21 protein-coding genes are annotated in these 23,044 nt (G+C 66.7%); 4 read left to right on the forward strand and 17 right to left on the reverse strand.

Annotated features, from left to right (window positions below; translation table 11 throughout):
- Nucleotides 1–322 precede the first annotated feature (322 nt).
- The 5 genes from B2J89_RS12150 to proV form a co-directional block, all read right to left on the reverse strand.
- Nucleotides 323–1,549, reverse strand: coding sequence for a PQQ-dependent sugar dehydrogenase (locus B2J89_RS12150; RefSeq protein ID WP_169169351.1), 1,227 nt, complete (start codon nucleotides 1,547–1,549; stop codon nucleotides 323–325).
- Between the two features lie 343 nt (nucleotides 1,550–1,892).
- Entirely contained in the window at nucleotides 1,893–2,903 is a 1,011-nt protein-coding gene (gene proX / locus B2J89_RS12155) for a glycine betaine/L-proline ABC transporter substrate-binding protein ProX (RefSeq protein WP_169169352.1), read from the reverse strand.
- A 125-nt stretch (nucleotides 2,904–3,028) separates the two neighbouring features.
- Nucleotides 3,029–4,042: a glycine betaine/L-proline ABC transporter substrate-binding protein ProX gene (proX, locus tag B2J89_RS12160; protein ID WP_169169353.1), complete on the reverse strand. Its 1,014-nt coding sequence runs from the start codon at nucleotides 4,040–4,042 to the stop codon at nucleotides 3,029–3,031.
- Between the two features lie 50 nt (nucleotides 4,043–4,092).
- On the reverse strand, nucleotides 4,093–5,364 hold the full coding sequence (gene proW / locus B2J89_RS12165; RefSeq protein ID WP_256368854.1) for a glycine betaine/L-proline ABC transporter permease ProW: 1,272 nt from the start codon (nucleotides 5,362–5,364) through the stop codon (nucleotides 4,093–4,095).
- A 15-nt stretch (nucleotides 5,365–5,379) separates the two neighbouring features.
- Nucleotides 5,380–6,651, reverse strand: coding sequence for a glycine betaine/L-proline ABC transporter ATP-binding protein ProV (gene proV / locus B2J89_RS12170; RefSeq protein ID WP_169169354.1), 1,272 nt, complete (start codon nucleotides 6,649–6,651; stop codon nucleotides 5,380–5,382).
- Between the two features lie 566 nt (nucleotides 6,652–7,217).
- Between proV and B2J89_RS12175 the strand changes: the two genes are divergently transcribed.
- The gene (locus B2J89_RS12175) at nucleotides 7,218–8,333 is read left to right on the forward strand and encodes an acyltransferase (protein ID WP_205763805.1); all 1,116 of its coding nucleotides are present in this window, start codon (nucleotides 7,218–7,220) and stop codon (nucleotides 8,331–8,333) included.
- A 33-nt stretch (nucleotides 8,334–8,366) separates the two neighbouring features.
- On the opposite strand, the gene B2J89_RS12180 is transcribed toward B2J89_RS12175, so the two are convergent.
- The 5 genes from B2J89_RS12180 to B2J89_RS12200 all read right to left on the reverse strand — a co-directional run bounded on the left by B2J89_RS12180 (nucleotide 8,367) and on the right by B2J89_RS12200 (nucleotide 13,196).
- On the reverse strand, nucleotides 8,367–8,666 hold the full coding sequence (locus tag B2J89_RS12180; RefSeq protein WP_240965001.1) for a hypothetical protein: 300 nt from the start codon (nucleotides 8,664–8,666) through the stop codon (nucleotides 8,367–8,369).
- 152 nt (nucleotides 8,667–8,818) lie between these two features.
- A complete protein-coding gene (rnk, locus tag B2J89_RS12185; RefSeq protein ID WP_169169388.1) occupies nucleotides 8,819–9,232 on the reverse strand; it encodes a nucleoside diphosphate kinase regulator in 414 nt (137 codons plus the stop codon).
- A 107-nt stretch (nucleotides 9,233–9,339) separates the two neighbouring features.
- Entirely contained in the window at nucleotides 9,340–11,064 is a 1,725-nt protein-coding gene (locus B2J89_RS12190) for a phosphoethanolamine transferase (protein ID WP_169169355.1), read from the reverse strand.
- Nucleotides 11,065–11,120: 56 nt separating this feature from the next.
- On the reverse strand, nucleotides 11,121–11,984 hold the full coding sequence (fghA, locus tag B2J89_RS12195; protein ID WP_169169356.1) for an S-formylglutathione hydrolase: 864 nt from the start codon (nucleotides 11,982–11,984) through the stop codon (nucleotides 11,121–11,123).
- A 102-nt stretch (nucleotides 11,985–12,086) separates the two neighbouring features.
- Nucleotides 12,087–13,196 (reverse strand): S-(hydroxymethyl)glutathione dehydrogenase/class III alcohol dehydrogenase, encoded by a 1,110-nt coding sequence (locus B2J89_RS12200; RefSeq protein ID WP_169169357.1) that lies wholly within the window; start codon nucleotides 13,194–13,196, stop codon nucleotides 12,087–12,089.
- 299 nt (nucleotides 13,197–13,495) lie between these two features.
- Between B2J89_RS12200 and B2J89_RS12205 the strand changes: the two genes are divergently transcribed.
- The gene (locus B2J89_RS12205; RefSeq protein ID WP_169169358.1) at nucleotides 13,496–14,518 is read left to right on the forward strand and encodes a GlxA family transcriptional regulator; all 1,023 of its coding nucleotides are present in this window, start codon (nucleotides 13,496–13,498) and stop codon (nucleotides 14,516–14,518) included.
- A 54-nt stretch (nucleotides 14,519–14,572) separates the two neighbouring features.
- Here B2J89_RS12205 and B2J89_RS12210 read toward each other — a convergent pair whose 3' ends face one another.
- The 7 genes from B2J89_RS12210 to B2J89_RS12240 form a co-directional block, all read right to left on the reverse strand.
- On the reverse strand, nucleotides 14,573–15,874 hold the full coding sequence (locus tag B2J89_RS12210) for a citrate synthase (RefSeq protein ID WP_169169359.1): 1,302 nt from the start codon (nucleotides 15,872–15,874) through the stop codon (nucleotides 14,573–14,575).
- Between the two features lie 46 nt (nucleotides 15,875–15,920).
- Nucleotides 15,921–16,241, reverse strand: a complete 321-nt coding sequence (locus B2J89_RS12215; RefSeq protein ID WP_169169360.1) for a succinate dehydrogenase assembly factor 2 — start codon at nucleotides 16,239–16,241, stop codon at nucleotides 15,921–15,923.
- A gap of 9 nt (nucleotides 16,242–16,250) precedes the next feature.
- The gene (locus tag B2J89_RS12220) at nucleotides 16,251–16,955 is read right to left on the reverse strand and encodes a succinate dehydrogenase iron-sulfur subunit (RefSeq protein ID WP_169169361.1); all 705 of its coding nucleotides are present in this window, start codon (nucleotides 16,953–16,955) and stop codon (nucleotides 16,251–16,253) included.
- Nucleotides 16,956–16,981: 26 nt separating this feature from the next.
- Nucleotides 16,982–18,787: a succinate dehydrogenase flavoprotein subunit gene (gene sdhA, locus B2J89_RS12225; protein WP_169169362.1), complete on the reverse strand. Its 1,806-nt coding sequence runs from the start codon at nucleotides 18,785–18,787 to the stop codon at nucleotides 16,982–16,984.
- Nucleotides 18,788–18,823: 36 nt separating this feature from the next.
- Entirely contained in the window at nucleotides 18,824–19,189 is a 366-nt protein-coding gene (gene sdhD / locus B2J89_RS12230; RefSeq protein ID WP_169169363.1) for a succinate dehydrogenase, hydrophobic membrane anchor protein, read from the reverse strand.
- 62 nt (nucleotides 19,190–19,251) lie between these two features.
- Nucleotides 19,252–19,686, reverse strand: a complete 435-nt coding sequence (gene sdhC / locus B2J89_RS12235) for a succinate dehydrogenase, cytochrome b556 subunit (RefSeq protein WP_169169364.1) — start codon at nucleotides 19,684–19,686, stop codon at nucleotides 19,252–19,254.
- A gap of 144 nt (nucleotides 19,687–19,830) precedes the next feature.
- The gene (locus B2J89_RS12240) at nucleotides 19,831–20,622 is read right to left on the reverse strand and encodes a GntR family transcriptional regulator (protein WP_169169365.1); all 792 of its coding nucleotides are present in this window, start codon (nucleotides 20,620–20,622) and stop codon (nucleotides 19,831–19,833) included.
- Between the two features lie 212 nt (nucleotides 20,623–20,834).
- Between B2J89_RS12240 and B2J89_RS12245 the strand changes: the two genes are divergently transcribed.
- Both B2J89_RS12245 and B2J89_RS12250 read left to right on the forward strand, forming a co-directional pair.
- Entirely contained in the window at nucleotides 20,835–21,821 is a 987-nt protein-coding gene (locus B2J89_RS12245; protein ID WP_169169366.1) for a malate dehydrogenase, read from the forward strand.
- A gap of 87 nt (nucleotides 21,822–21,908) precedes the next feature.
- Nucleotides 21,909–22,898 carry a CoA ester lyase gene (locus tag B2J89_RS12250; RefSeq protein ID WP_169169367.1) on the forward strand — a complete coding sequence of 330 codons (990 nt, stop codon included), beginning with the start codon at nucleotides 21,909–21,911 and terminating at the stop codon, nucleotides 22,896–22,898.
- Nucleotides 22,899–23,044: the final 146 nt, after the last annotated feature.

A 23,044-nucleotide genomic window follows, 5' to 3' on the forward strand; every position in this document is an offset into this window, starting at 1 on the left:
ACCCCCTGGATTGCTACGATCACGATAGGTAGTGTCAAGCAATAGCCAGGAAATATTCAAAGATGGATTGGGTCCCTATAGTCTTCTTTACGTTCAAGGTGCTCGTGTTCGGCACGTGCATGTTCTTCGCCATCAAGTGGCATTACGACCAAGGGAAGAAGAAGAAAAACGCAACTGGCGGACAGTAAGCGCCCGCCAAACACATCCTTGGCGCTGGCGCCGAGGTGCTCAAATGCCGTACCAATTTCGCTGGCGGTAGCGGTGCCAACGCCAGACCCCGAGCGCAGGCGGTGCTCCACGCATCGAAATGACCTCGACGTGGTTACTTCGGCGTGAGCCGATACAGGCCGCCCTCGCGGTCGTCCTCGATCAACCACAACGCACCATCCGGCGCCTGCGCGACGTCGCGCACGCGAAAGCCGACCGTCCAGTGCTCGGCCGGTGTCGCGATCGCACCGTGCACTTCGATCCGGTGCAGGGCGCGGCTGACGAGGCCGCTCGCGAATGCTGAGCCCTTCCACGTCGGAAACATCGCGCCGCTGTAGAACATCAGGTTGCCCGGCGCGAAAACCGGCGTCCAGTAGATCACGGGCTTGACGAGGTCGGGGCGCGTGTCGGGGCTCGCGATGGGCACGCCGTCGTAGTTCACCGCATAGGAGACAAGCGGCCAACCATAGTTCTTGCCCGGCTCGATCAGGTTGAGCTCGTCGCCGCCGCGCGGCCCATGCTCGAGTTCCCAAAGGCGGCCATCCGGTGCGAACGCGAGGCCGTAGGGTGTGCGATGCCCCGTGGTCCATGTCTCGGACGGCGTCAGATTGGGGCCGTCAAAGAGATAGGTGCGCACAACCGGCGCGCGCTTGGCCGCCTCCGTATCTCTGGGCGGATCAATCACCGCAATCGACCGTGCACCGATCCTGCCCTCCATGGGGTTGCCGGGAGCGGGCTTGCCGTCCAGGGTCAGTCGCAGGATCTTGCCGGCCGGTTGGTTCGGGTCTTGGGCGGGGGTGAAGCGCTGCCGATCGCCGGCCGTGAGGAAGAGAAACCTCTGGTCCGGCGAAAAGGCCACGGCAGCGCCGACCTGGCCCCCCTTGCCCTTGATCGGGTCGCGCCAGATGACCTGCAGGCCCTCCAGCGCGGCGGTGCCGGTGCCGATCTTGAGCGTCGCGCGGGCGAGCGCCAGGCTCGAGGTGCCCGGGATCTGCCCGGGTTCCGAATAGGTCAGGTAGATCGCCCCATCGTTCGAATAGGACGGGGCCAAGTAGACGCCGAGCAGGCCGTTCTGATTTTCGTACAGCACCGGCGGCACGCCAGTGACTTCCAGCTTTTGCCCAGATGGGGTCGCGAGGAAGAGCTTGCCGATTTTCTCGGTGATCAGCATGCGTCCGTCCGGCAGGAAGGCAATGCGCCATGGCAGATCGAACTGCGCGACCTTCGTGAGCTTGAACGGAGGCGATGGGGTGGGGGGCAGAGTTCCGGCATTGATCTGCGCTGCCACGGGCGTAGCACCGAGGAGCAACCAAGGGATGGGTCCGAACTTCGGCAAGTGCATGGTTCGCTCCTCAATGGATATTCCGAAGAGTACCGTGAGAGCACTGCCGAGCACCAGACTATCGGCGCGATGCGCGCTGAGTCTCGCTTTCTGGGACGTCTGCGGCTTCCGTTTCCGAAAGCTGCCTCTCACCCACGGCAGCTTGTGGCCGCAAGCAGTCTTTCCACTTAAATGATTCTTTGTCGCCTGTTTGAGCGCGATGCAGCGGTGTACTCAGGCGCCGCAGTTGTGCTGCATAAAAAAGCCACTGGCACACGGGAACGTGTTCAGTGGCTTTTCTTAGTGCTACTGGAATGCTAGCTGTCAGCGCTTTCTGGATAAGCGATAGAGGCCAATTTGGCTCTTATTTCGCGGCCGCCATGGCCTGCGCGATCCAGCCGTCAAAGGTTTTCTGGTGCGCCTTGATCCAGCTGTCGGTGTGGCGCTCGATGTCCTGCTGGCGGTTCTCGCCGTCCCGCAGGCGCCGGTTTTGGCGGCTGATGTCGCCAATCGGCAGTTCCATGACTTCGAACAGCTTGGCGGCGGCCGGGTTCTTTTCGACGAAGGCCTTGTTGGCCACGATGTACTCGTTGTTCAGCGGAAAACCGTAGTTCTTGCCATTGGGCAGACGCGTGTCCGTGCCCGCCTGCAGCCCTGGCATGGCCGAGAAAGGCACTTCGAGCCAGACGACTTCCTTGCCCGGGCGCAGCACGTTGCTCAGCCAGTAGGGCGTCCACGCGTAGTAGAGCACCGGTTTGCCGGCCTTGAAGCGCGCCACGGTATTGGAAATCAGCGCCGGGTAGTTGCCCTGCGTGTAGGTCACGGTGTCGCGCAGCTTGAAGGTGGTGAGGTGGTGCTCGATCACGGCTTCGCCGCCCCAGCCGGCGCTCGCGCCGATCAGGTCGGCCTTGCCGTCGCCGGTGCTGTCAAAGAGTTGGGCCAGCTTCGGGTCGGTGAGCTGGCTCAGGTGGGTGATCTTGTACTGGTCGGCGGTTTTCTTGTCGATCAGGTAGCCCTGGGCGGCGCCGGCCGAGTAAACGCCGCGGCGCGAGAGCTTGGCGTCGCCGCCGGCGGTCTTGTAGAACTCGGAGTGGTGCGGGTTCCAGTGGTTGGCGATGAAGGTGGCGTCGCCGTTGGCCACGGCCAGGTGGGCCGTCGGGTAGGCGACTTCCTTGATCGGCTGCACGTCGTAGCCGAGCTTCTCGAGCGCGCGGCTGACCAGCAGCGTCTGGAAGGTTTCCTCGGTCAGCGCGCTTTGCAGCGGCTGCACCTTCACGCCCTTGCCGGGCAGATCGGCGGCGGCGTGCGCTGCCAGGCCCAAGGCCAGCAGGCCGGCGGCGAGCAGGGTGGAGGCGAAATGGCGGGTGTTCATCATGCGGGGTTCCTTTGCGTGCGAAGAGAGGGAAACGGGCCGCCGGGGCGCATCGAAAAGGCGCCATCAGCTATCTTTCAAATAGCTGATGGCGCCCTATCGGTGAGCGCCTGGGGCCGATGGGGCTGTTACTTGGCGGCGGCCAGGGCCTGCGCGACCCAGCCGTCGAACGTCTTCTGGTGGGCCTTGATCCAGCCGTCCACGTGGCGCTCCACGTCCTTTTGCTTGTTCTCGCCGCTGTTCATGCGCTGGTTCTGCGCGTTGATGTCGGCCACGGGCAGCTTCATCAGCTCGAACAGCTTGGCGGCGGCGGGGTTCTTGTCGGTGAACGCTTTGCTGGCCACGATGCGCTGCACGTTGACGATGAAGCCGTAGTCGCGGCCGTCGGCCATCTTGGTGCTGGTCTTGGAGGGGTTGCCCACCTGGGCCGAGAACGGCACCTGCAGAAACACCGCCTCCTTGCCGGGGCGCAGCACGTTGCTGATCCAGTAGGGCGTCCAGGTGTAATAGAGGATCGGCTTGCCCTGCTTGTAGCGCGCCATCGTGTCGGCCATCAGCGCCGCGTAGCTGCCTTGGTTGTGCGTGATGCTGCCGCGCAGCTGGTAGGCGTCGAGGTGGTGCTCGATCGCCAGTTCGCAGCCCCAGCCGGGGTTGCAGCCGGTCAGGTCGGCCTTGCCGTCGCCGTTGGTGTCGAACAGTGCGGCGATCTTCGGGTCCGAGAGCTGCGAGAGGTTCGTGATCTTGTACTGGTCGGCCGTCTTCTTGTCGATCAGGTAGCCCTGCAGCGAGTTGTTGACATAGGTGCTGTTGCGCCAGATCTTGGCGTCGCCGCCGGCGTTCTCGAAGAACGCGACATGCAGCGGGTCCCAGTGGTTGGCCAGGAAGGTCGCGTCGCCGTTGGCCAGCGACAGGTGGCCGGTCGCGTACTCGATCTCCTGCGCGGGCTTGACGGTATAGCCGAGCTTTTCAAGCGCGCGGGACACCAGCAGCGACTGGAACAGTTCTTCGGCCACTGAACTCTTGATCGGCTGCACGGTGATGCCCTTGCCGGGCAGGTCGGCGGCGGCGGCCGGGGCGGCCAGCCCCCAGGCGAGCAGGCCGGTGGACAGGATGGTGCGTGCGAGCGCGCGGGAAATGTTCATCGGGAGTGTCTCCTTTCGATTGCGGAAAAACGGGCGGACGCTGCAGCGCGTCACTGCGGCTGGGAGGCCAGCTGCGCCGCGGCGTCGGGCTGGCCCGCGGAGGCTGCGGCAGGGGCGTCTGCCGCGCGCGGCACGCGCTGGCGCAGGCTGCGCAACACCAGGCCAGCGGGGCCGGTGTGCCACCAGTGGCGCACGCCGCGGCGCGGCTGGCCCAGCGATTGCGTGATGCGGTCGAGCGTGATGGCCAGCAGCACGATGCCCAGGCCGCCGACGGTGGCCAGCCCCATGTCGAGGCGGCCGATGCCGCGCAGCACCATCTGGCCCAGGCCACCGACGGCGATCATCGAGGCGATCACGACCATCGACAGCGACAGCATCAGCGCCTGGTTCACGCCGGCCATGATGGACGGCATGGCCAGCGGCAGCTGCACCTTCACCAGCATCTGCCAGGGCGAGGCGCCATAGGCGCGCGCGGCCTCGATCAGGTCGGGGCGTACCTGGCGGATGCCCAGGTTGGTCAGGCGCACCAGCGGCGGCAGCGCGAAGACGATGGTCACGATCACGCCGGGCACGTTGCCAATGCCAAACAGCATCACCACGGGCACCAGGTAGACGAAGGCCGGCGTGGTCTGCATGGCATCGAGCAGCGGGCGCATCCAGCGCTGGGCGCGGTCGCTGCTGGCCAGGAAAATGCCCAGCGGCAGGCCGATCGCAAGGCAGAACACCAGCGAAGTGAGCACCAGCGACAGCGTGACCATGGCCTCGGACCAGATGCCCAGCATGGCCACGAGCAGCAGCGACACCACGGTGCCGACGGCCAGCGCCCGGCCGGCGAACTGCCAGGCCAGCAGGCCCAGCAGCGCAACCATCGCGAGCGAGGGCACGCTCTGCAGCAGCCCCTCGACACCGGTCAAAGTGCTGTCGATCGGGCCGCGCACGGTCTGGAAGAAGGGGCGGAAATGCTGCACCACCCAGTCAAGGCCCTGGTTGATCCAGGACTCGATGGGCAGCGAGCCGTCCCACAACTGGTGCAGCGCAAAGCCGTCACTGGCCGCATCGGCCGCGCCCATGGCGTCCAGGCCCGCGGCGGGCGCGTCCAGCCAGTCGCTGCCGGCGTCGGCGTCGCCCTCGGTGGGCGACAGCGCCGCCCAGGGGTCGTTGGGCGTGTCTGCCATCGGCGTGGGGGCGCTCGCGTCCCACGGCGATGGCTCGGCCGCCATCTCAGTCTGGCTGGCCCAGGGGTTGGTGTCGGTCGGCGGCGGCAAGGCGGTGGCGGTGCCGGCGGGGGCCGTCTGGTCGACCGTGGCAAGGGATTCGTTCATGCTCAAACTCTCGGGTCAGTGGGCCGCGGCGCCGGCGGTCTCGGGCACGGCGGCAGGCAGGGGAGGGAGGGCGGCGCTGGCCTCGATCGGCGGCGTGTCGCGGTCGAGAAAGCGCAGCAGCGTGGTCTTGCTGATGGCGCCGCAAAAGCGCCCGCTGTCGTCGACGACCGGCACCGCGTGCGGCGCATGCGCGACCTGGCCAAACAGCCCGGCGACCAGCGCGTCGGCCGCGATGGTCTGCACGCCGGGCAGGTAGGCGTGCTGCAGGCCCAGCGGGCCGACATGGCCGTGCAGCGCGGCGCGCAGCGAGTCGGCCGAGACCATGCCCAGGTACTGCTGGCGCGGGCTGACCACGTAGGCATAGTCGCGGTCGTGCTCTTCGAGCAGCTGCAGCGCGGCGCGGCAGCCGCGGTCACTGCGCTCGGAAACCACGGTGAACGCCTTGCGCGCGATGTCGGCTGCCTTGAACACCGCGGCGGCATCGACGCCGCGCACGAAGCTGCGCACGTAGTCGTTGGCGGGGTTGCGCAAGATCTCGTCGGGCGTGCCGACCTGCACCACATGGCCGTCTTTCATGATGGCGATGTGGTCGCCGATGCGCATGGCCTCGTCGAGGTCGTGCGAGATGAAGACGATGGTGCGGCGCTTGACCTCTTGCAGGCGCATCAGCTCGCTCTGCATTTCGGTGCGGATGATGGGGTCGAGCGCCGAGAACGCTTCGTCCATCAGCAGGATCGACGGGTCGGATGCCAGCGCCCGCGCCAGGCCCACGCGCTGCTGCATGCCGCCCGAGAGCTCGTCGGGGTAGCTGGCGCCCCAGCCCTCCAGCCCGACCTGGGCCAGCGCCTGCGCGGCCTGGTGGTGGCGCTCGGCGCGGCCGACGCCGGCCAGCTCCAGGCCCAGCGCGGTGTTGTCGAGCACAGTCAGGTGCGGCATCAGCGCAAACGACTGGAACACCATGCTGATGTCCTTGCGCCGCAGCGCGCGCATCTGCGCGTCGGACAGCTGGTTGATGTCCGTGCCGTCGACCAGGATGCGCCCGGCCGTCGGCTCGATCAGGCGGTTGAGCATGCGCACCAGCGTGGACTTGCCCGAGCCCGACAGGCCCATGACGACAAAGATCTCGCCGGCGGCGATGGTGAAGCTCGCGTTGAAGACGCCGATCGACTGGCCGGTGCGCGCGAGGATGTCCTGCTTGCTGACGCCTTGGCGCACCAGCTGCAGGGCGTCCTCGGGCGCATCGCCGAAAACCTTGAACACATGTTCGATGGTGATTTGTTTGGCCACGGGGGCAGGTCTCCTCGGTTGGGGGTGCGGCGCTGCAGCGGAAAAGCCGATGCGGCGGCCACGCCCGGTGGTGCGGATGCACGCGGAACGAAAAAAATTGGACACGGGTGTGTGACCAGCAGGCACCTGCAGGGCGGCGAAGCCATGCGGTGCCCGTCGTGCGCTTCAAAAGAGGTCTGGGCAGAGGACTCTTGAATCACGCGGACAGCGGGCAAAGCCTGCACGCTGCCGGGGCATCAGGGCCGAAGCATCGGCCGGAGGTGGGCGCGGGGCCCGAAGGGCGATTTCCGCAAGGGAAACGCCGATTACCTGTATTGAAGGTTGTAAAACACACAGAAAGTATAAAAATTTAAGGTGTTTGAGTCAAAAAAATGGTTTTTCAAAATTTGCTATACGCGCGCGTTGCACAGCAGGTGCTGCACCAAAGTACGTGTTTTTTTGTCAATAACGTGCAAGCTTGTCAACCGAAACGCGGGTCTGCCACTTAATGGAGCTTGTGCGGCTTCGGCCGCGCGGTCTTTTGAGGCTTACGGTCTTGTGCCGCTGCGCTGCCCCTGCCACTGCCCATGCACCCTTCAGCCTCCCGCAACCCTTTGATCGATGCGTTCAAGGGGTTGGCCTGTGCCGCCATCGTCTGGCACCACCTCGCGTTTTACGGACCCATGTCCGACATCGCCCAGCCGCTGTGGCCGGGGGCGGTGGCCTGGCTTTACGACTATGGTCGCATGGCCGTGCAGGTGTTCCTGGTGCTGGGCGGCTATTTGGCCGCTGCGAGCCTGGCGCCCCTGGGCGTGGCGCGGTTCGACAGCGCCTCTGTGCTGGTCACGCGGCGCTTTGTGCGCTTGGTCGTGCCCTACGCCGCGGCCCTGGTGCTGGCCGTGCTGGCCGCCGCGCTGGTGCGCCCCTGGCTCGACGACGCCAGCGTGCCGGGCGAGCCGAGCCTGCCGCAGCTGCTGGCCAATGCCTTGCTGCTGCAGGACATCGTGGGCGAGGAGGCCTTGTCGGCCGGCGCCTGGTATGTGGCGATCGACTTCCAGCTCTTCGCGCTGACCTGCCTGCTGTTCGCAGCCGTGCGCAGCGTGCCCGGGCTGGCGCCCCGGCGCAGGGTGCGGTGGGCGCAGGCCCTGGTGGTGCTGGCCACGGCGGCTTCGCTGTGGGGCTTCAACCGCGACAGCGGCCTGGACATGTGGGGCGTGTATTTTTTCGGCTCCTATGGCCTGGGCGTGCTGGCGTTCTGGGCCGTGCGCGCGCCCCGCGCCACCCGGTGGCTGGCGGTCATGGCGGTGCTGGGTGCGCTGGCGCTGGCACTCGACTTTCGGCTGCGCATTGCCGTGGCCTGGGCCGTGGCGCTGGGGCTGGTCGGGGTGATGCGCTCCCCGGCGGTGCCGGCCTGGCCCGGCATGGCGGCGCTGCAGCGGCTCGGGCAGATGTCGTACTCGGTGTTCCTGGTGCACTTTCCGGTGTGCCTGGTGGTCAATGCGGTGGTGGGCCAGCTGTGGCCGCAGTCCCCGACCTGGAATGCCGCCGGCATGCTGCTGGCGTTCGGGCTGTCGCTGGTCGCAGGGCGGCAGCTGTACGAGCAGGTGGAGCGCCGTGTGCCGTCGTGGACGCTGGCGCTGCGCTGGCAGGCTGGCCTCGTCGGCACGGGCGTGCTGGTGGCGCTGGCCGACAATTTTCCGTGACGTGTGCGGCCACCGCGGGTCCGCAGGCCGTTTTCAGGGCGCGTCGGGCGGTGTGCGCTCCCGGCGCCGGCGGTCCATGAACCACGCCAGAAACGGCAGCAGCACCATCGAGCCCGGAACCACCCAGATCAGCAGGTAGGGGCTCACGGACGAGGCAGTGCGCATGGCCTCGCGCAGGTGGGCGCGTTCGTGCGCGCTCCAGTGGCCTTTGCGCCGCTGGCGCACCAGCCACACGACCGAGCCCTTGAGGGTCGCCATGTCGCGGCTCAGGCGGGTTTTTTCCCGGCTGTTGCCCGCCAGGAACGCGCCAAACCAGTCGGGTGCACGGTCCATGCGCCGCTGGAAGGCGCTGCGCCGGGGCGCCTCGGGCGCGGGCGGGGAATCGGTGGGGTCAGGCGCCTGAACAGGCAAAAGGTCATGCCCGGCCGGCGCAGCTGTGCGGTGCGGGGCAGGGCGGGGCACGGTGGCGCCTCGGGTGCTTGCGTTCAGCGGTGCAGCTCGCCCGCGCGTTCGGGCTGGTAGATGACTTCGGTCACGCGCACCGTCATGTCCTTGCCGCCGGGGCCGGGCCAGGCCAGCTCGTCGCCCACGGACAGGCCGAGCAGCGCGCCGCCCACGGGGGCGAAGATCGAGATGCGGTCGGCGCTGCCGTCCATGTCGCGGGGGTACACCAGCGTCAGGCAGAACTCCTTGCCGGTTTCGACGATGGAGAACTTGACGGTGGAATTCATGGTGACCACGGTCGGCGGCACCTGTTCGGGGGGCAGCACATCGGCGCGATCGAGTTCGGCCTGCAGTTCGGCCTTGCCGGCCAGGGCACTGGCCGGGATGGCCGCCAGCAGGGCTTCAATCCGGTCCATGTCCAGCGACGACAGAATGATCGGTGGTTTGCGCACGATAACTACCTCAGGCAAGTCTTTAACACCCGACTGTAGCTGATCGGCAATGCTGTAGCACCCCACGCGGACAATCCCGGCGCGCCTGCGCCGGGCCGGGGGCGCGGTTTTTACTGCGGATGTGCCGCGCCGCGGCAGTCGGCGTAGATGTCTTGCGCGGGTTCGTAGACGCTGCTGTGCACGTCCATGAGACCGAGCACGGAATGGAAGTAGTTGTCGTGCGAGATGCGGCGCTCGGCCAGCGTGCGCTGCAGGCACGCGGTGGCGATGCCGCTGCGCTCCTGCATGCCGGGCGAGAGCCAGGTGATCCAGGGCACATGCTTCTGCACATCCGGGGCCACCGCGTAGGGCAGCCCGTGCAGGTAGAGGTTGTTCTCGCCGAGCGACTCCCCATGGTCCGAGACATAGACCAGGGCGGCTGGCGACCGGGCCGCATGCGCCTGCAGCCACTGCACCGCGGCGTCGAGGAACTGGTCGGTGGCGACGATGCTGTTGTCGTAGGCGTTGACCACCTGCTCGCGGCTGCACTCCTGCAGGGCGTTGGACTGGCATTCGGGCAGGAATTTTTTCTGCGCCGCGTTCGAGCGCTTGGCGTAGGCCGGTCCGTGGCTGCCCATCTGGTGCAGCACCACCACGGTGCCGCGTGCGCGCTGTTCGGCGGGAAGGGCTGCGATGCGCGCGTCCAGGTCCTTGAGCAGGACGGGGTCCTGGCACTCGCCGCCGGGGCACAGGCCCGGGTCTTGCAGGCCGGTGGTGCTGGCCTGCGCCACGCGGTCGCACACGCCCTTGCAGCCCGACTGGTTGTCCACCCAGAGCACGGCCAGGCCCGCGTGCTGGAGCACGTCGAGCAGGTTCTCGGAGTTGGCCGAGCGGCCCGTGAAGCCGCTGCGGCCCAGGTGCGAGAACATGCAGGGCACCGATGCGGCCGTGCTGGTGCCGCACGACCAGGCATTGCGCGCGCTGGCCAGGTCGGTGCGCGCCGACAGCCGCGGCGTGGTGGCCCGTTCGTAGCCGTTGAGCCCGAAGTTGGCGCTGCGCGCCGTCTCGCCGAGCACCAGCACCAGCAGCGGGGGAGCGGACTGCGTGGCGTAACTGGCGCCGAGCTTGGCGTCGCGGCCCAGCGGCAGCAGCGTGCGGGTGTCCATGCGCAGCGGCGTGGCGGCGGCGTAGCCGAGCGCGTACACGCTGTTGAGCGGGTTGATCAGGTAGCGCAGCTGGGTGTGGTTGCGCATGGTCGAGGCAAAGTCCTGGAACACCAGCAGCAGGCTGCCCAGGGCCAGCAGCGCCGCGGCGAGCAGCAGCAGGCCGTTGTGCAGCAGGTGGCGCCAGGCCCCGAGCGGGCGCACGGGCTGGCGCAGCAGCCACCACAGCGGCGGCCCGACCAGCACCAGCACGGTGGCGGCCAGGCGCCAGTTGAGCAGGTCGCCCGCTTCGCGCGGGTCGGTTTGCACCACGTTGACCAGCATGCCAGGGTCGATCACGATGCCGTAGCTCAGCATGAAATAGGCGCCCAGGGCAGCCACCAGCAGCATCGCTGCCAGCACCGGTTTGAGCACGCGGCCCCAGGCCAGCAGGCTGAGCAGGGCGAGATTGCCGGCCAGCACGATGGCTGCGAAAGCCAGGGCAAAGCCCAGACCGCGCAGGCCGCTGTGTCCGGGCAGCGCTGCGACCGCGCGCCACAGCGGCAGGTTGCAGGCCGTGGCAAGCCAGAGGCTGACCAGCAGCACCAGCGCGGCCGGGTGGAGCGGGCGCCGTGCTGGCACAGCGGAAGCGGCCGCCGAGCGGCGGCGAAGGCTGGCGGGTGGCTGTTGCCAGCGCTGCAGGAATTCGGGCATGGAGCGCGATTCTAGGGCGCGTTGCTTAGGCGGGGATTAAGCCCCGCAGCCGCCGGTCAGCCCAGCGCCGCAGCGTGGTGGCGCAGGTGGTCGTCGATGAAGCTCTGGATGAAGTAGTAGCCGTGGTCGTAGCCGGCCTGGCGGCGCAGCGTCAGCGGCTGCCGGACGCGCGCGCAGGCGGCCTCGAAGGCTTCGGGCAACAGCTGCTTGTCGGTCAGGAATTTGTCGGCCAGGCCCTGGTCGATCAGGATGCCGCCGGGGTAGGGCGCAGTGGGCTGCGCGGCCATGAGCGCGCTGGCGTCGTGGTTGCGCCACTGGGCCTCGTCGCTGCCCAGGTAGCCGGCGAAGGCCTTGCGGCCCCAGGGGCACTGTGTGGGCGCGGCAATCGGGGCGAATGCCGACAGGCTCTTGAACAGGCCCGGATGGCGCAGCGCCAGCGTGAGCGCGCCGTGGCCGCCCATGGAGTGGCCGAAAATGCCCACGCGCTCCAGGTCGATTGGCAACTGCTGGCCCAGCAGCGGCAGCAGCTCGCGCGTGAGGTAGCTCTCCATGCGCCAGTGCGGCTGCCAGGGGGCTTGCGTGGCATCGAGGTAGAAGCCTGCGCCGACGCCGAAGTCCCAGCTGTCGGCTTCGCCCGGCACGCCCGCGCCGCGCGGGCTGGTGTCGGGCGCAACCAGCGCCAGGCCTAGCCCGGCCGCCAGGCGCTGGGCGCCGGCCTTGGTCATGAACGTTTCTTCGTTGCAGGTCAGCCCGGCCAGGTAGACCAGCGCCGGCACCGTGGCGCCCTGCAGCGCCTGGGGCGGCAGGTAGACCGAGAACTTCATCGGCAGGCCAATCTCGCGTGAAGCATGCTGGTAGAAGCGCTGCGCGCCGCCAAAGCAGGCGTGGGCGTTGGTCAGTTCCAGGGAAACGGGGGACATGGTTAACTCCTAAAAAAAGAGCTGCTAACGCTGGTATCCAGGGCGTTATCAGCTGTTTTGATGCGCAAACCCTGATGGGGATTGCGCTGTGCGCTCATCTTTTTAATAGACGACCACCGAGCGGATCGACTTGCCTGCGTGCATCAGGTCAAAGGCTTCGTTGATGTCGGTCAGTGGCATGGTGTGGGTGACGAACGGCGCCAGCTGGATCTCGCCGGACATGGCCTGCTCCACCATGCCCGGCAGCTCGCTGCGGCCCTTGACGCCGCCGAAGGCCGAGCCCAGCCATTTGCGGCCCGTGACCAGCTGGAACGGGCGCGTGGAGATTTCCTGGCCCGCGCCGGCCACGCCGATGACCACCGACTGGCCCCAGCCGCGGTGCGCGCACTCGAGCGCGGCGCGCATCACGTTGACGTTGCCGATGCACTCGAAGCTGTGGTCCACGCCCCAGCCCGTCATCTCGACGATGACCTGCTGGATCGGCTTGTCGAAGTCCTTGGGGTTGATGCAGTCGGTGGCGCCGAAGGTCTGGGCCAGGTCGAACTTGGCGGGGTTGGTGTCGATGGCGATGATGCGGCCGGCTTTGGCCATCTTGGCGCCCTGGATCACGGCCAGGCCGATGCCGCCCAGGCCGAACACGGCCACGGTGTCGCCTTCCTGCACCTTGGCGGTGTTCTTCACCGCGCCCAGGCCCGTGGTCACGCCGCAGCCCAGCAGGCAGACCTGCTCGGGGTTGGCGTCGGGATTGATTTTGGCCAGCGACACGGCCGCCACCACGGTGTATTCGCTGAAAGTCGAGCAGCCCATGTAGTGGTAGATGGGTTCGCCGTTGTACGAGAAGCGCGTGGTGCCGTCAGGCATCAGGCCCTTGCCCTGCGTCGCGCGCACGGCCACGCACAGGTTGGTCTTGCCGCTCTTGCAGAACAGGCATTCGCCGCATTCAGCGGTGTAGAGCGGAATGACATGGTCGCCGGGCCGGACGCTGGTGACGCCTTCGCCGACTTCGACGACGATGCCAGCGCCTTCGTGGCCGAGCACGGCCGGGAACACGCCTTCGGGATCGTCACCGCTGAGCGTGAAGGCGTCGGTGTGGCACACGCCGGTGTGCGTGATCTTGACCAGCACCTCGCCGGCTTGCGGCGGGGCCACGTCGATCTCGACGATCTGCAGGGGTTCTCCGGCTTTGAAGGCGACGGCGGCACGGGATTTCATGGGCGGATCTCTGGAAAAGGGAAGGACAGAAAGGGCAGAGGGCGCGCGGCGGCTGAAGGACAATGGCCTTGGCGCTGAACCCCTGGGCGATGCACTACTGTAGGGCATGCCCTGGGCCACCGCGGCCGCGATGGCCGATGGCGCGGCCGCTTTGTCCGAATGTCATCGAAAAACGCACGCCCGGCCATGGCGCCAGGGGCTCGGCCAGTTTGGCCGCTCGGTTGCGGGTACGCCCTGCTAGCGCAGTGCGCCTCCAGAACCTGCGTTGTTTCTTCTGTCTTTTGCCTGCAAGCCCCTTCATGGACCACCACCACGCCCACGCCCACCGCGTCGATCTCGTCGTTTACCCTGGATTCAAGGCGCTCGAAGCCGTGGGACCGATGTCGGTGTTCGACTACGCGAATGTCCACCTGCGTCAGCACGGCCGGCCCGACGGTTATGCGGTGCGCGTGGTGGCGGCCCGGCGCGGCGCCGTGCCGTCCGACACCCTGATGGCGCTGGACGCCACGCACACGCTGGCCGAGCTCGAAGAGGAGGGCAGCGCCGGCTGCACGGTGGTGCTGGTGGGCTCGCGCAACATCGAACAGGTGCTGGCCGCTTCGCCTGAACTGGTGGACTGGGCCGCGCGCGTGGCGCCGCACGTGCCGCGCATGATCGCGCTGTGCTCGGGCAGCTTCTTCCTGGCCGCCGCGGGCCTATTGGACGGCCGGCGCGCGGCCACGCACTGGAGCGTGGCCGCCGCGCTGCAGCAGCGCTATCCGCGCATCGCGGTGGACGCCGACGCGATCTATGTGCGCGATGGCCATCTGTGGACGTCGGCCGGCGTGACGGCGGGCATCGACCTGGCGCTGGCCGTGGTGGAAGAAGACTTCGGCCACGCGCTCGCGCTGGAGGTGGCGCGCGACCTGGTCATGTACCTCAAGCGCCCGGGCGGGCAGTCGCAGTTCAGCGTGCCGCTGGCCACGCAGACCACCGGCCACCGCGGCGTGCAGGCAGTGCAGCAATGGGTGCTCGCCCACCTGGCCGAACCGTTGAGCCTGGCGCAGATGGCGGCGCAGGCGGCAATGAGCGAGCGGCACTTTCGCCGTGTCTTCCAGCAGGAGACCGGGCAAAGCCCGTCGGCGTTCGTCGAGGCGGCGCGGCTCGAAGGCGCCAAGCAGCTGCTCGAAACGCAGGGCGGCCTGCCGCTCAAGACCGTGGCCGCGCGCGTGGGCCTGGGGTCCGAGCAGGCGCTGCGCCACCTGTTCGTGCGCCGCCTGGGCATCACGCCGCAGGCGTACCGTGAGCGCTTTGGCGGGCAGGCGCGCAAGGATCGCCCATGAAAAAAGCCCGCAGGCGGCTGCGGGCTTTGTGGGTTGCCAGGCGGAGCGGGTCGGTCAGATGCCCTTTACGTCGCGGCGGACCGGACCGGTGTAGAGCTGGCGTGGGCGCCCGATCTTGTACTCGGGGTCGCTGATCATTTCGTTGAGCTGGGCGATCCAGCCCACGGTGCGGGCCAGCGCGAAGATGCCGGTGAACAGGTTCACCGGAATGCCCATGGCGCGCTGCACGATGCCCGAGTAGAAGTCGACGTTCGGGTAGAGCTTGCGCGAGACGAAGTAGTCGTCTTCGAGGGCGATCTTCTCGACCTGCTTGGCCAGTTTGAACAGCGGGTCGTTCTCCAGGCCCAGCTCGGCCAGCACTTCGTTGCAGGTTTCCTGCATGAGCTTGGCGCGCGGATCGTAGTTCTTGTAGACGCGGTGGCCAAAGCCCATGAGCTTGACGCCCGAGTTCTTGTCCTTGACCTTCTCCATGAACTCGCCCACCTTGGCCACGCCACCCTGGCGCTGGATGTCTTCGAGCATGTTCAGGCAGGCTTCGTTGGCGCCGCCGTGGGCGGGGCCCCAGAGGCAGGCCACGCCGGCTGCGATGGCGGCAAACGGGTTGGTGCCCGAGGAGCCGCACAGGCGCACCGTGGAGGTGGACGCGTTTTGCTCGTGGTCGGCGTGCAGGATGAAGATGCGGTCGAGGGCGCGCTCGAGCACCGGGTTGACGACGTAGTCTTCGCACGGCGTGCCGAACATCATGCGCAGGAAGTTGCCGGCGTACGAGAGCTCGTTGCGCGGGTACATGTACGGCTGGCCCTTGCCGTACTTGTAGGCCATGGCCACCAGCGTCGGCATCTTGGCGATCAGGCGGATCGCCGAGATCTCGCGGTGCTCGGGGTTATTGATGTCGGTGCTGTCGTGGTAGAAGGCCGACAGCGCGCCGACCAGACCCGTGAGCACGGCCATAGGGTGGGCATCGCGGCGGAAACCGCGCAGGAAGAACTGCAGTTGCTCGTTGACCATGGTGTGGTCCAGCACCAGCTTGTGGAAGTCGGTGCGAGCGGCTGCGTCGGGCAGCTCCCCCTTGAGCAGCAGGTAGCAGGTGTCGAGGTAGTCGCAGTGCGTGGCCAGCTGCTCGATGGGGTAGCCGCGGTACAGCAGCTCGCCCTTGTCGCCATCGATGTAGGTGATGGCCGACTGGCACGAGGCTGTCGACAGGAAGCCCGGGTCGTAGGTGAACATGCCCGTCTGTCCATACAGCTTGCGGATATCAATGACGTCCGGGCCAATGTTGCCTTGGTAGACCGGCAGGTCCACGCTGGGGCTGCCGTTACTGAACGACAGGGTGGCTTTGTTGTCAGCTAGCTTCATTGTTACTTTCCTTGGGTTGCCAATGGTTGGTGTAGGACTGCCTGTGTCAGTGCGGCTGTGCGCTGGTGCGGCCACCTTGGCGCAGCATGCCGAGCACTTCGTGCACCTCCGGCGCGTCCAGCGCGCCTTCGGGCTCGCGCCGGCACAGCAACAGGTCCAGCAGGTCGTTGTCGGCCAGGTCCATCAAGGCCAGAAGGCCGTGGGCATGGCGCTGCGTCAACTGGGGTTCGAAGCGGGTGAAAAACTGTTCAATGAACAGGTCGTTCTCCAGCAGGCCGCGCCGGCAGCGCCAGTGCAGCTTGCTCAGTTCGCGCTGATCCAGCAGCGGCGAAGCCGCCGCTGCGCTGGGGATGGAGGTGTCATCCATGGCCCGGGCTCAGATGGCGCGGCGCACCATCAGTTCCTTGATCTTGCCGATCGCCCGCGTGGGGTTGAGGCCCTTGGGGCACACATCGACGCAGTTCATGATGGTGTGGCAACGGAACAGGCGGTAAGGGTCCTCGAGGTTGTCCAGTCGCTCGGCCGTGGCTTCGTCACGGCTGTCCGCGATGAAGCGGTAGGCCTGCAGCAGGCCCGCCGGTCCGACGAACTTGTCGGGGTTCCACCAGAAGCTCGGGCAGCTCGTGGAGCAGCTCGCGCACAGGATGCACTCGTACAGGCCGTCCAGCTCTTCGCGCTCCTCGGGCGACTGCAGGCGCTCTTTTTCGGGCGGTAGTTCATCATTGATCAGGTAGGGCTTGATCGAGTTGTACTGCTTGAAGAACTGCGTCATGTCCACGATCAGGTCGCGGATCACGGGCAGGCCGGGCAGGGGTTTCAACACGATGGTGCCCTGGAGCGTGTTCATGTTGGTCAGGCAGGCCAGGCCGTTCTTGCCATTGATGTTCATGGCGTCCGAGCCGCAAACGCCTTCGCGGCAGGAGCGGCGGAACGACAGCGCCGGGTCTTGCTCCTTGAGCTTGATCAGGGCATCGAGCAGCATGCGCTCGTGGCCATCGAGTTCGATCTCGATGGTCTGCATGTAGGGCTTGGTGTCCTTGTCCGGGTCGTAGCGGTAGATTTGGAATGTGCGTTTTTGCATGGTTCTTCTCTCGTGGGGCGACCTGGTTAGAACGTGCGGACCTTCGGGGGCACGCTGGCCACCGTCAGGGGCTGGAGGTTCACCGGTTTGTAGGTCAGGGTGTTGCTGGCGCTGTGCCACAGCGTGTGCTTGAGCCAGTTGACATCGTCGCGGCCCAGCGGCGCCGTGGGGTGGTCGGCCGGGTGCTCGTAGTCGTACACGGTGTGCGCACCGCGGCATTCCTTGCGGGCCGCTGCCGACACCATGGTGGCCTGCGCCACTTCGATCAGGTTGTCCACTTCCAGCGCCTCGATGCGCGCGGTGTTGAACACCTTGGACTTGTCCTGCAGCGTGACACCGCCCACGCGCTCGCGCAGTGCGGCGATCTTCTCGACGCCTTCGTCCATGCTGGCCTGGGTGCGGAACACGCCTGCGTGCTGCTGCATGGTCGAGCGGATATCGCCTGCCAGCACCTGCGAGTAGATGCCGCCGGTGGAGCTTTCGAGCTGGTTGAGGCGCTCGAGCGTCCGGTCGGCCGCGTCCTTGGGCAGGGGTTTGTGCTCTTTCTGCTGCTGGTTGAACTCGACGATGTGGCGGCCTGCCGCCTTGCCGAACACCAGCAGGTCGAGCAGCGAGTTCGTGCCCAGGCGGTTGGCGCCATGCACGCTCACGGCCGAGCATTCGCCCACGGCGTAGAGGCCGTTGACGATGACGTTGCCCGAGCCGTCGTGCGCAACGACCTGGCCGTGGATGTTCGTGGGCACGCCACCCATCTGGTAGTGGATGGTGGGCACGACGGGAATGGGCTCGCGCGTGATGTCGACGTTGGCGAAATTGACGCCGATCTCGTACACCGAGGGCAGGCGCTTGTGGATGGTCTCGGCGCCCAGGTGGTCGAGCTTGAGCAGCACGTAGTCCTTGTTCGGGCCGCAGCCGCGGCCTTCCTTGATCTCCTGGTCCATCGAACGCGAGACGAAGTCGCGCGGCGCCAGGTCCTTCAGCGTGGGGGCGTAGCGCTCCATGAAGCGCTCGCCATTGCTGTTCAGAAGAATCGCGCCTTCGCCGCGGCAGCCTTCGGTCAGCAGCACGCCCGCGCCGGCCACGCCGGTCGGGTGGAACTGCCAGAACTCCATGTCCTGCAGCGGAATGCCGGCGCGCGCCGCCATGCCCAGGCCGTCGCCGGTGTTGATGAAGGCGTTGGTGGACGCCGCGAAGATGCGGCCTGCACCGCCGGTGGCCAGCAGCACGGTCTTGGCTTCGAGGATGTACAGCTCGCCGGTTTCCATCTCCAGCGCGGTCACGCCAACCACGTCGCCGTCCTGGTCGCGGATCAGATCGAGCGCCATCCATTCAACGAAGAAATTGGTCTTGGCCTTGACGTTTTGCTGGTACAGCGTGTGCAGCATGGCGTGGCCGGTGCGGTCGGCCGCGGCGCAGGCGCGCTGCACGGCTTTTTCACCGTAGTTGGCGGTGTGGCCGCCAAACGGGCGCTGGTAGATGGTGCCGTCGGGGTTGCGGTCGAACGGCATGCCGAAGTGCTCGAGTTCGTACACGACCTTGGGGGCTTCACGGCACATGAACTCGACGGCATCCTGGTCGCTGAGCCAGTCGCCGCCCTTGATGGTGTCGTAGAAGTGGTAGTGCCAGTTGTCCTCGGACATGTTGCCCAAGGACGCGCTCACGCCGCCTTGCGCTGCCACGGTGTGCGAGCGGGTGGGGAAAACCTTGGACAGCGAGGCCACGTTGAGGCCCGCGCGGGACAGTTCCAGGGCGGCGCGCATGCCGGAGCCGCCGGCGCCGATGATGACGACGTCGAACTTGCGCTTGGTGATGTTGGCGTTGGTGTAGCTCATTGATTTAGCCTTTGATCGCGGATTGGGGCGTGGGGATCACATGCGCCACAGGACTTGGAAGCCCCAGGCGGTGCAGCCGACGAGCCAGGCAAGCGTGAAGACCTGCAGCGCCAGGCGCAGGCCGACGGGCTTGATGTAATCCATCCAGATGTTGCGCATGCCCACCCAGGCGTGCCAGGCCAGTGCGATGAGGACGATGAAGGTAAGGAACTTCATCCATTGGCTGGCGAAGATGCCGGCCCAGAGGTCGTAGCCCACCGGGCCCTTGGAGAAGATCAGCTGGGCCAGCAGCGCCAGCGTGAACAGCACCATCAGTGCGGCGGTCACGCGCTGGCTCAACCAGTCGCGCAGGCCATAGTGGGCACCTACGACGGTGCGTTTGTATCCGTAGTTGTCGGACATAGTGGATTTCCTCTCAGTCAATCGTGGAGCGCCTGCCGTGCGGTCGGGCGCCGCCGGGTGGATCAGTACAGGCCGAACAGCTTGGCGCCCAGCACCAGCGTCAGCGCAATGCTGACCACCAGCGTGAACAGGGCCGATGTCTTGCCAAATTGCTTGTTGACGGCGTCGTGGCTGACATCCATCCACAGGTGGCGCATGCCGGCAATGAGGTGGTGCAGATAGCCCCAGACCAGGGCCAGCGCGACGAGCTTGAGCAGCCAGCCCGGAACGAACCCCAGGCCTGCGCTGAAGGCGGCGGTGAAGCGGCCGTACGAGATCTCGGAGGACACCGAGGTGTCGAACATCCAAAGGATGAAAGGCAGCAGCAGGAACAAGACCGCGCCGCTGGCGCGGTGCAGGATCGACACCCAGGCTGCCGGTGTCATGCGGTAGGTGGTCAGGTCTTTGAAGGCGTTGATGTTGCGGAATTCAGGCCGCTTTTTAGCTAGCTCGGTCATGTCAAGTGCTTTCGTGGATGTAACTGCTTGGTAATTCGTGCGCCGGGGAAAGGCAAAATTCTATTGCAATGCAGCAAGAGGAGTCGTGTCGACTCGCCATTCTCGACTTTTTGGGGCTTCGGCCAGCGTGGGGCGCCGGTGCCGTCAGCTCAATTCGTTGTGGTAGTGGTGGGTGTCGGTGCGGTAGAGGCCGCGGCGTAACTCCATGGGAACATCGTTGTACGTGTAAGCAACTCTTTCCACGCTCAACAGGGGCGTTGACGGGGTGACTTGCAGCAGCGCGGCCTGGGCGGCATCGGGCAGCACGGCGCGGATCTTTTCTTCGGCGCGCACCATGCGCACGCCAAAATCGAGCTCCAGCATGGCGTAGGTCGGGCCTGGGTAGCTGGCCATCTGCGCGGCCGTCAGACCCTTAAAGGCCTGGCCGGGCAGCCAAATGTCTTCGAGGATGGTGGGGACGCCGACGAACGACAGCACGCGGCGCGCCTGCACCACCGAGTCGCCGGGGCGAAGGCCCAGCGTGCGCGCGATCTCGGCACCAGCGCGAACGCGCCGGCACTCGAGAATGTGGCGCTCTGCCGGGCCCTCCACGCCGGCGTCGCCGGTATCAGGCAGCAGCTTCAGGAAGCGGTACTGCACCTGGCGCTCGGCGTGCGTGGCGACAAAGGTGCCCTTGCCCTGGCGGCGCACGACCAGGTTTTCGGCGGCCAGGTCGTCGATGGCTTTGCGCACCGTGCCCTGGCTCACGCGAAAGCGTGCCGCCAGATCCATCTCGCTGGGAATGGCTTCGCCGGGCTTCCATTCGCCGGCCTGCAGGCTCTGCAGGATCAATCCCTTGATCTGCTGGTACAGCGGGCTGAACGCAGGCGCGGGCAGTCCCGCCGGGCTGGGGGGCGGGGCGGAATCGTCTGGTGCAGGCAGGGGCAGGGATGACATGGGCGCGGTGGGTGCGTGGGTGCGCCGGAGCCTGGTTCGGCTATCCGGCACGGCGCACATCATATCTTATATAAGACATAAGACAAATTGACGCGGTGCGGAAATCGGCGCTAAAATCCGGCCGCAGTTTGCGGGGCACGTGTTGCTGGTCACAGGCGCAGGTGGTCTCCGCCGCTCCCCTACCTGTTTCCCTTCACCTCTGGAGTTTCCACATGACCAAGAAGCCCGTCCGCGTGGCCGTTACCGGCGCCGCTGGCCAAATCGGCTATGCCCTGCTGTTTCGCATCGCCTCCGGCGAAATGCTGGGCAAGGACCAGCCCGTCATTCTGCAACTGCTCGAAGTGCCCGCCGAGGGCCCGCAAAAAGCGCTCAAGGGCGTGATGATGGAACTCGACGACTGCGCCTTCCCGCTGCTGGTGGAGATGACCGCCCACAGCGACCCCATGACCGCGTTCAAGGATGCCGACTATGCGCTGCTGGTCGGATCGCGCCCGCGCGGCCCGGGCATGGAGCGTGCCGAGTTGCTCGCCGTCAACGGCGCCATCTTCACGGCGCAGGGCAAGGCCCTGAACGCCGTGGCCAGCCGCAACGTCAAGGTGCTGGTGGTCGGCAACCCCGCCAACACCAATGCCTACATCGCCATGAAATCGGCCCCCGACCTGCCGCGCAAGAACTTCACCGCCATGCTGCGCCTGGACCACAACCGCGCCGCCAGCCAGATCGCAGCCAAGACCGGCAAGGCCGTGGCCGACATCGAGAAGCTGACCGTCTGGGGCAACCACTCGCCCACGATGTACGCCGACTACCGCTTCGCCACAATCAACGGCGAAAGCGTCGCCCAGATGATCAACGACCAGGAATGGAACGCCAACGTGTTCCTGCCCACGGTCGGCAAGCGCGGAGCCGCCATCATCGAGGCGCGCGGCCTGTCGTCGGCCGCCTCGGCTGCCAACGCCGCCATCGACCACATGCGCGACTGGGCGCTGGGCACCAACGGCAAATGGGTCACCATGGGCATTCCGTCGGACGGCCAGTACGGCATTCCGAAGGACACCATGTTCGGCTTTCCCGTGACCTGCGAAAACGGTGAGTACAAGGTCGTCGAGGGCCTGGACATCGACGCCTTCTCGCAAGAGCGCATCAACACCACCCTGGCCGAGCTGCAGGGCGAGCAAGACGGCGTCAAGCACCTGCTCTGAACCGGGCCCGGGGCCCCGCGTGCGCCAACGCACGGGGGGCTCCGGTACCCGCCTTCCCATTTCCGCTCCGCCAGTGCCTTTTTATCCATGACCCATCCCCGCGACATCCTCCTGGGCGCGCAGGCGCAGTCGGGCTTTCTGCCCGTGTGCGACCACTACAGCGGCGTTGAAGCGCGGATGCGCAAAAGCCTGCAATTGCAGGCCGAGATGGCTGCGGAGTTTGGCGCCTGCGTCTTTGACGTCACGCTCGACTGCGAGGACGGCGCGCCCGTGGGCGGCGAGGCCGCGCACGCGGCGCTGGTGGCGGCACTGGCCCAGGGCGCGGCGCCCGGCGCGCGCGTCGCGGCCCGCGTGCACCCTGTGGACCACCCGGCCTTTGCCAACGACATCGACACCATCGCCGGCGAAGCCGGCCACCGGCTGTGCCACATCATGCTGCCCAAGGTCGAGTCCGTGGACGACGTGCTGTTGGGCGAAAAGGCGTTGCAACGCGCGTCGGCCGGGCACCTGCCATTGCATGTGCTGATCGAGTCGCCTGCGGCCGTGCACCGCGCCTTTGAGATCGCCGCGCACCCGCGTGTGCAAAGCCTGAGCTTTGGGCTGATGGATTTTGTCTCGGCCCATGGCGGTGCCATTCCGGCCTCTGCTATGACCTCGGCCGGGCAGTTTGCGCACCCGCTGGTGGTGCGCGCCAAGCTCGAGATCGCCAGCGCCTGCCATGCGCATGGCAAAGTGCCCTCGCATTGCGTGGTCACCGAGTTCAGCGACCTGGCCGCGCTGCAGGCCGCCGCCGGCCGCGCCGCGGGCGAATTGGGCTACACGCGCATGTGGAGCATCCACCCCGCGCAGATCCGTCCCATCCTCAAAGCCCTGGCGCCGGCGCAGGACGAAATCGACAACGCTTCCAAACTCATAGCTGCTGGCGCAGCCGCCGATTGGGCTCCCATCAGTTTTGAGGGCGCTTTGCACGACCGCGCCAGCTACCGCTACTTCTGGCAGGTGCTCGAGCGCGCCTACCAGACGGGACGGCCGTTGCCACCTGCGGTACAACACTGGTTTTCTCCGTCCCCTTTCTGACCCTTTTCCGCTTTGCTGGAGCCCCTATGAAAACCCTGTTCGCATCTGCCCTGATGGCCCTGGTGTCCAGCCTTGCCACGGCCCAGACGCCGGCGCCTGCCGCCGCCCCTGCCTCCAAGCCCGCGGCAAAGGCCACGGCCAAGCCC

The sequence above is a fragment of the Acidovorax sp. SRB_24 genome, from assembly GCF_012931925.1.

What these genes read in the sequence shown, in the direction of transcription:
- sdhA (WP_169169362.1), bottom strand. Translation starts at nt 18,787, where the DNA reads ATGAGCTACACCAACGCCAACATCACCAAGCGCAAGTTCGACGTCGTC.
- B2J89_RS12210 (WP_169169359.1), bottom strand. Translation starts at nt 15,874, where the DNA reads ATGAAGCTAGCTGACAACAAAGCCACCCTGTCGTTCAGTAACGGCAGC.
- B2J89_RS12205 (WP_169169358.1), top strand. Translation starts at nt 13,496, where the DNA reads ATGGACCACCACCACGCCCACGCCCACCGCGTCGATCTCGTCGTTTAC.
- B2J89_RS12215 (WP_169169360.1), bottom strand. Translation starts at nt 16,241, where the DNA reads ATGGATGACACCTCCATCCCCAGCGCAGCGGCGGCTTCGCCGCTGCTG.
- B2J89_RS12150 (WP_169169351.1), bottom strand. Translation starts at nt 1,549, where the DNA reads ATGCACTTGCCGAAGTTCGGACCCATCCCTTGGTTGCTCCTCGGTGCT.
- B2J89_RS12175 (WP_205763805.1), top strand. Translation starts at nt 7,218, where the DNA reads ATGCACCCTTCAGCCTCCCGCAACCCTTTGATCGATGCGTTCAAGGGG.
- proW (WP_256368854.1), bottom strand. Translation starts at nt 5,364, where the DNA reads ATGAACGAATCCCTTGCCACGGTCGACCAGACGGCCCCCGCCGGCACC.
- sdhD (WP_169169363.1), bottom strand. Translation starts at nt 19,189, where the DNA reads ATGTCCGACAACTACGGATACAAACGCACCGTCGTAGGTGCCCACTAT.
- proX (WP_169169352.1), bottom strand. Translation starts at nt 2,903, where the DNA reads ATGATGAACACCCGCCATTTCGCCTCCACCCTGCTCGCCGCCGGCCTG.
- sdhC (WP_169169364.1), bottom strand. Translation starts at nt 19,686, where the DNA reads ATGACCGAGCTAGCTAAAAAGCGGCCTGAATTCCGCAACATCAACGCC.
- fghA (WP_169169356.1), bottom strand. Translation starts at nt 11,984, where the DNA reads ATGTCCCCCGTTTCCCTGGAACTGACCAACGCCCACGCCTGCTTTGGC.
- B2J89_RS12245 (WP_169169366.1), top strand. Translation starts at nt 20,835, where the DNA reads ATGACCAAGAAGCCCGTCCGCGTGGCCGTTACCGGCGCCGCTGGCCAA.
- B2J89_RS12200 (WP_169169357.1), bottom strand. Translation starts at nt 13,196, where the DNA reads ATGAAATCCCGTGCCGCCGTCGCCTTCAAAGCCGGAGAACCCCTGCAG.
- proX (WP_169169353.1), bottom strand. Translation starts at nt 4,042, where the DNA reads ATGAACATTTCCCGCGCGCTCGCACGCACCATCCTGTCCACCGGCCTG.
- B2J89_RS12250 (WP_169169367.1), top strand. Translation starts at nt 21,909, where the DNA reads ATGACCCATCCCCGCGACATCCTCCTGGGCGCGCAGGCGCAGTCGGGC.
- B2J89_RS12240 (WP_169169365.1), bottom strand. Translation starts at nt 20,622, where the DNA reads ATGTCATCCCTGCCCCTGCCTGCACCAGACGATTCCGCCCCGCCCCCC.
- B2J89_RS12180 (WP_240965001.1), bottom strand. Translation starts at nt 8,666, where the DNA reads ATGGACCGTGCACCCGACTGGTTTGGCGCGTTCCTGGCGGGCAACAGC.
- B2J89_RS12220 (WP_169169361.1), bottom strand. Translation starts at nt 16,955, where the DNA reads ATGCAAAAACGCACATTCCAAATCTACCGCTACGACCCGGACAAGGAC.
- B2J89_RS12190 (WP_169169355.1), bottom strand. Translation starts at nt 11,064, where the DNA reads ATGCCCGAATTCCTGCAGCGCTGGCAACAGCCACCCGCCAGCCTTCGC.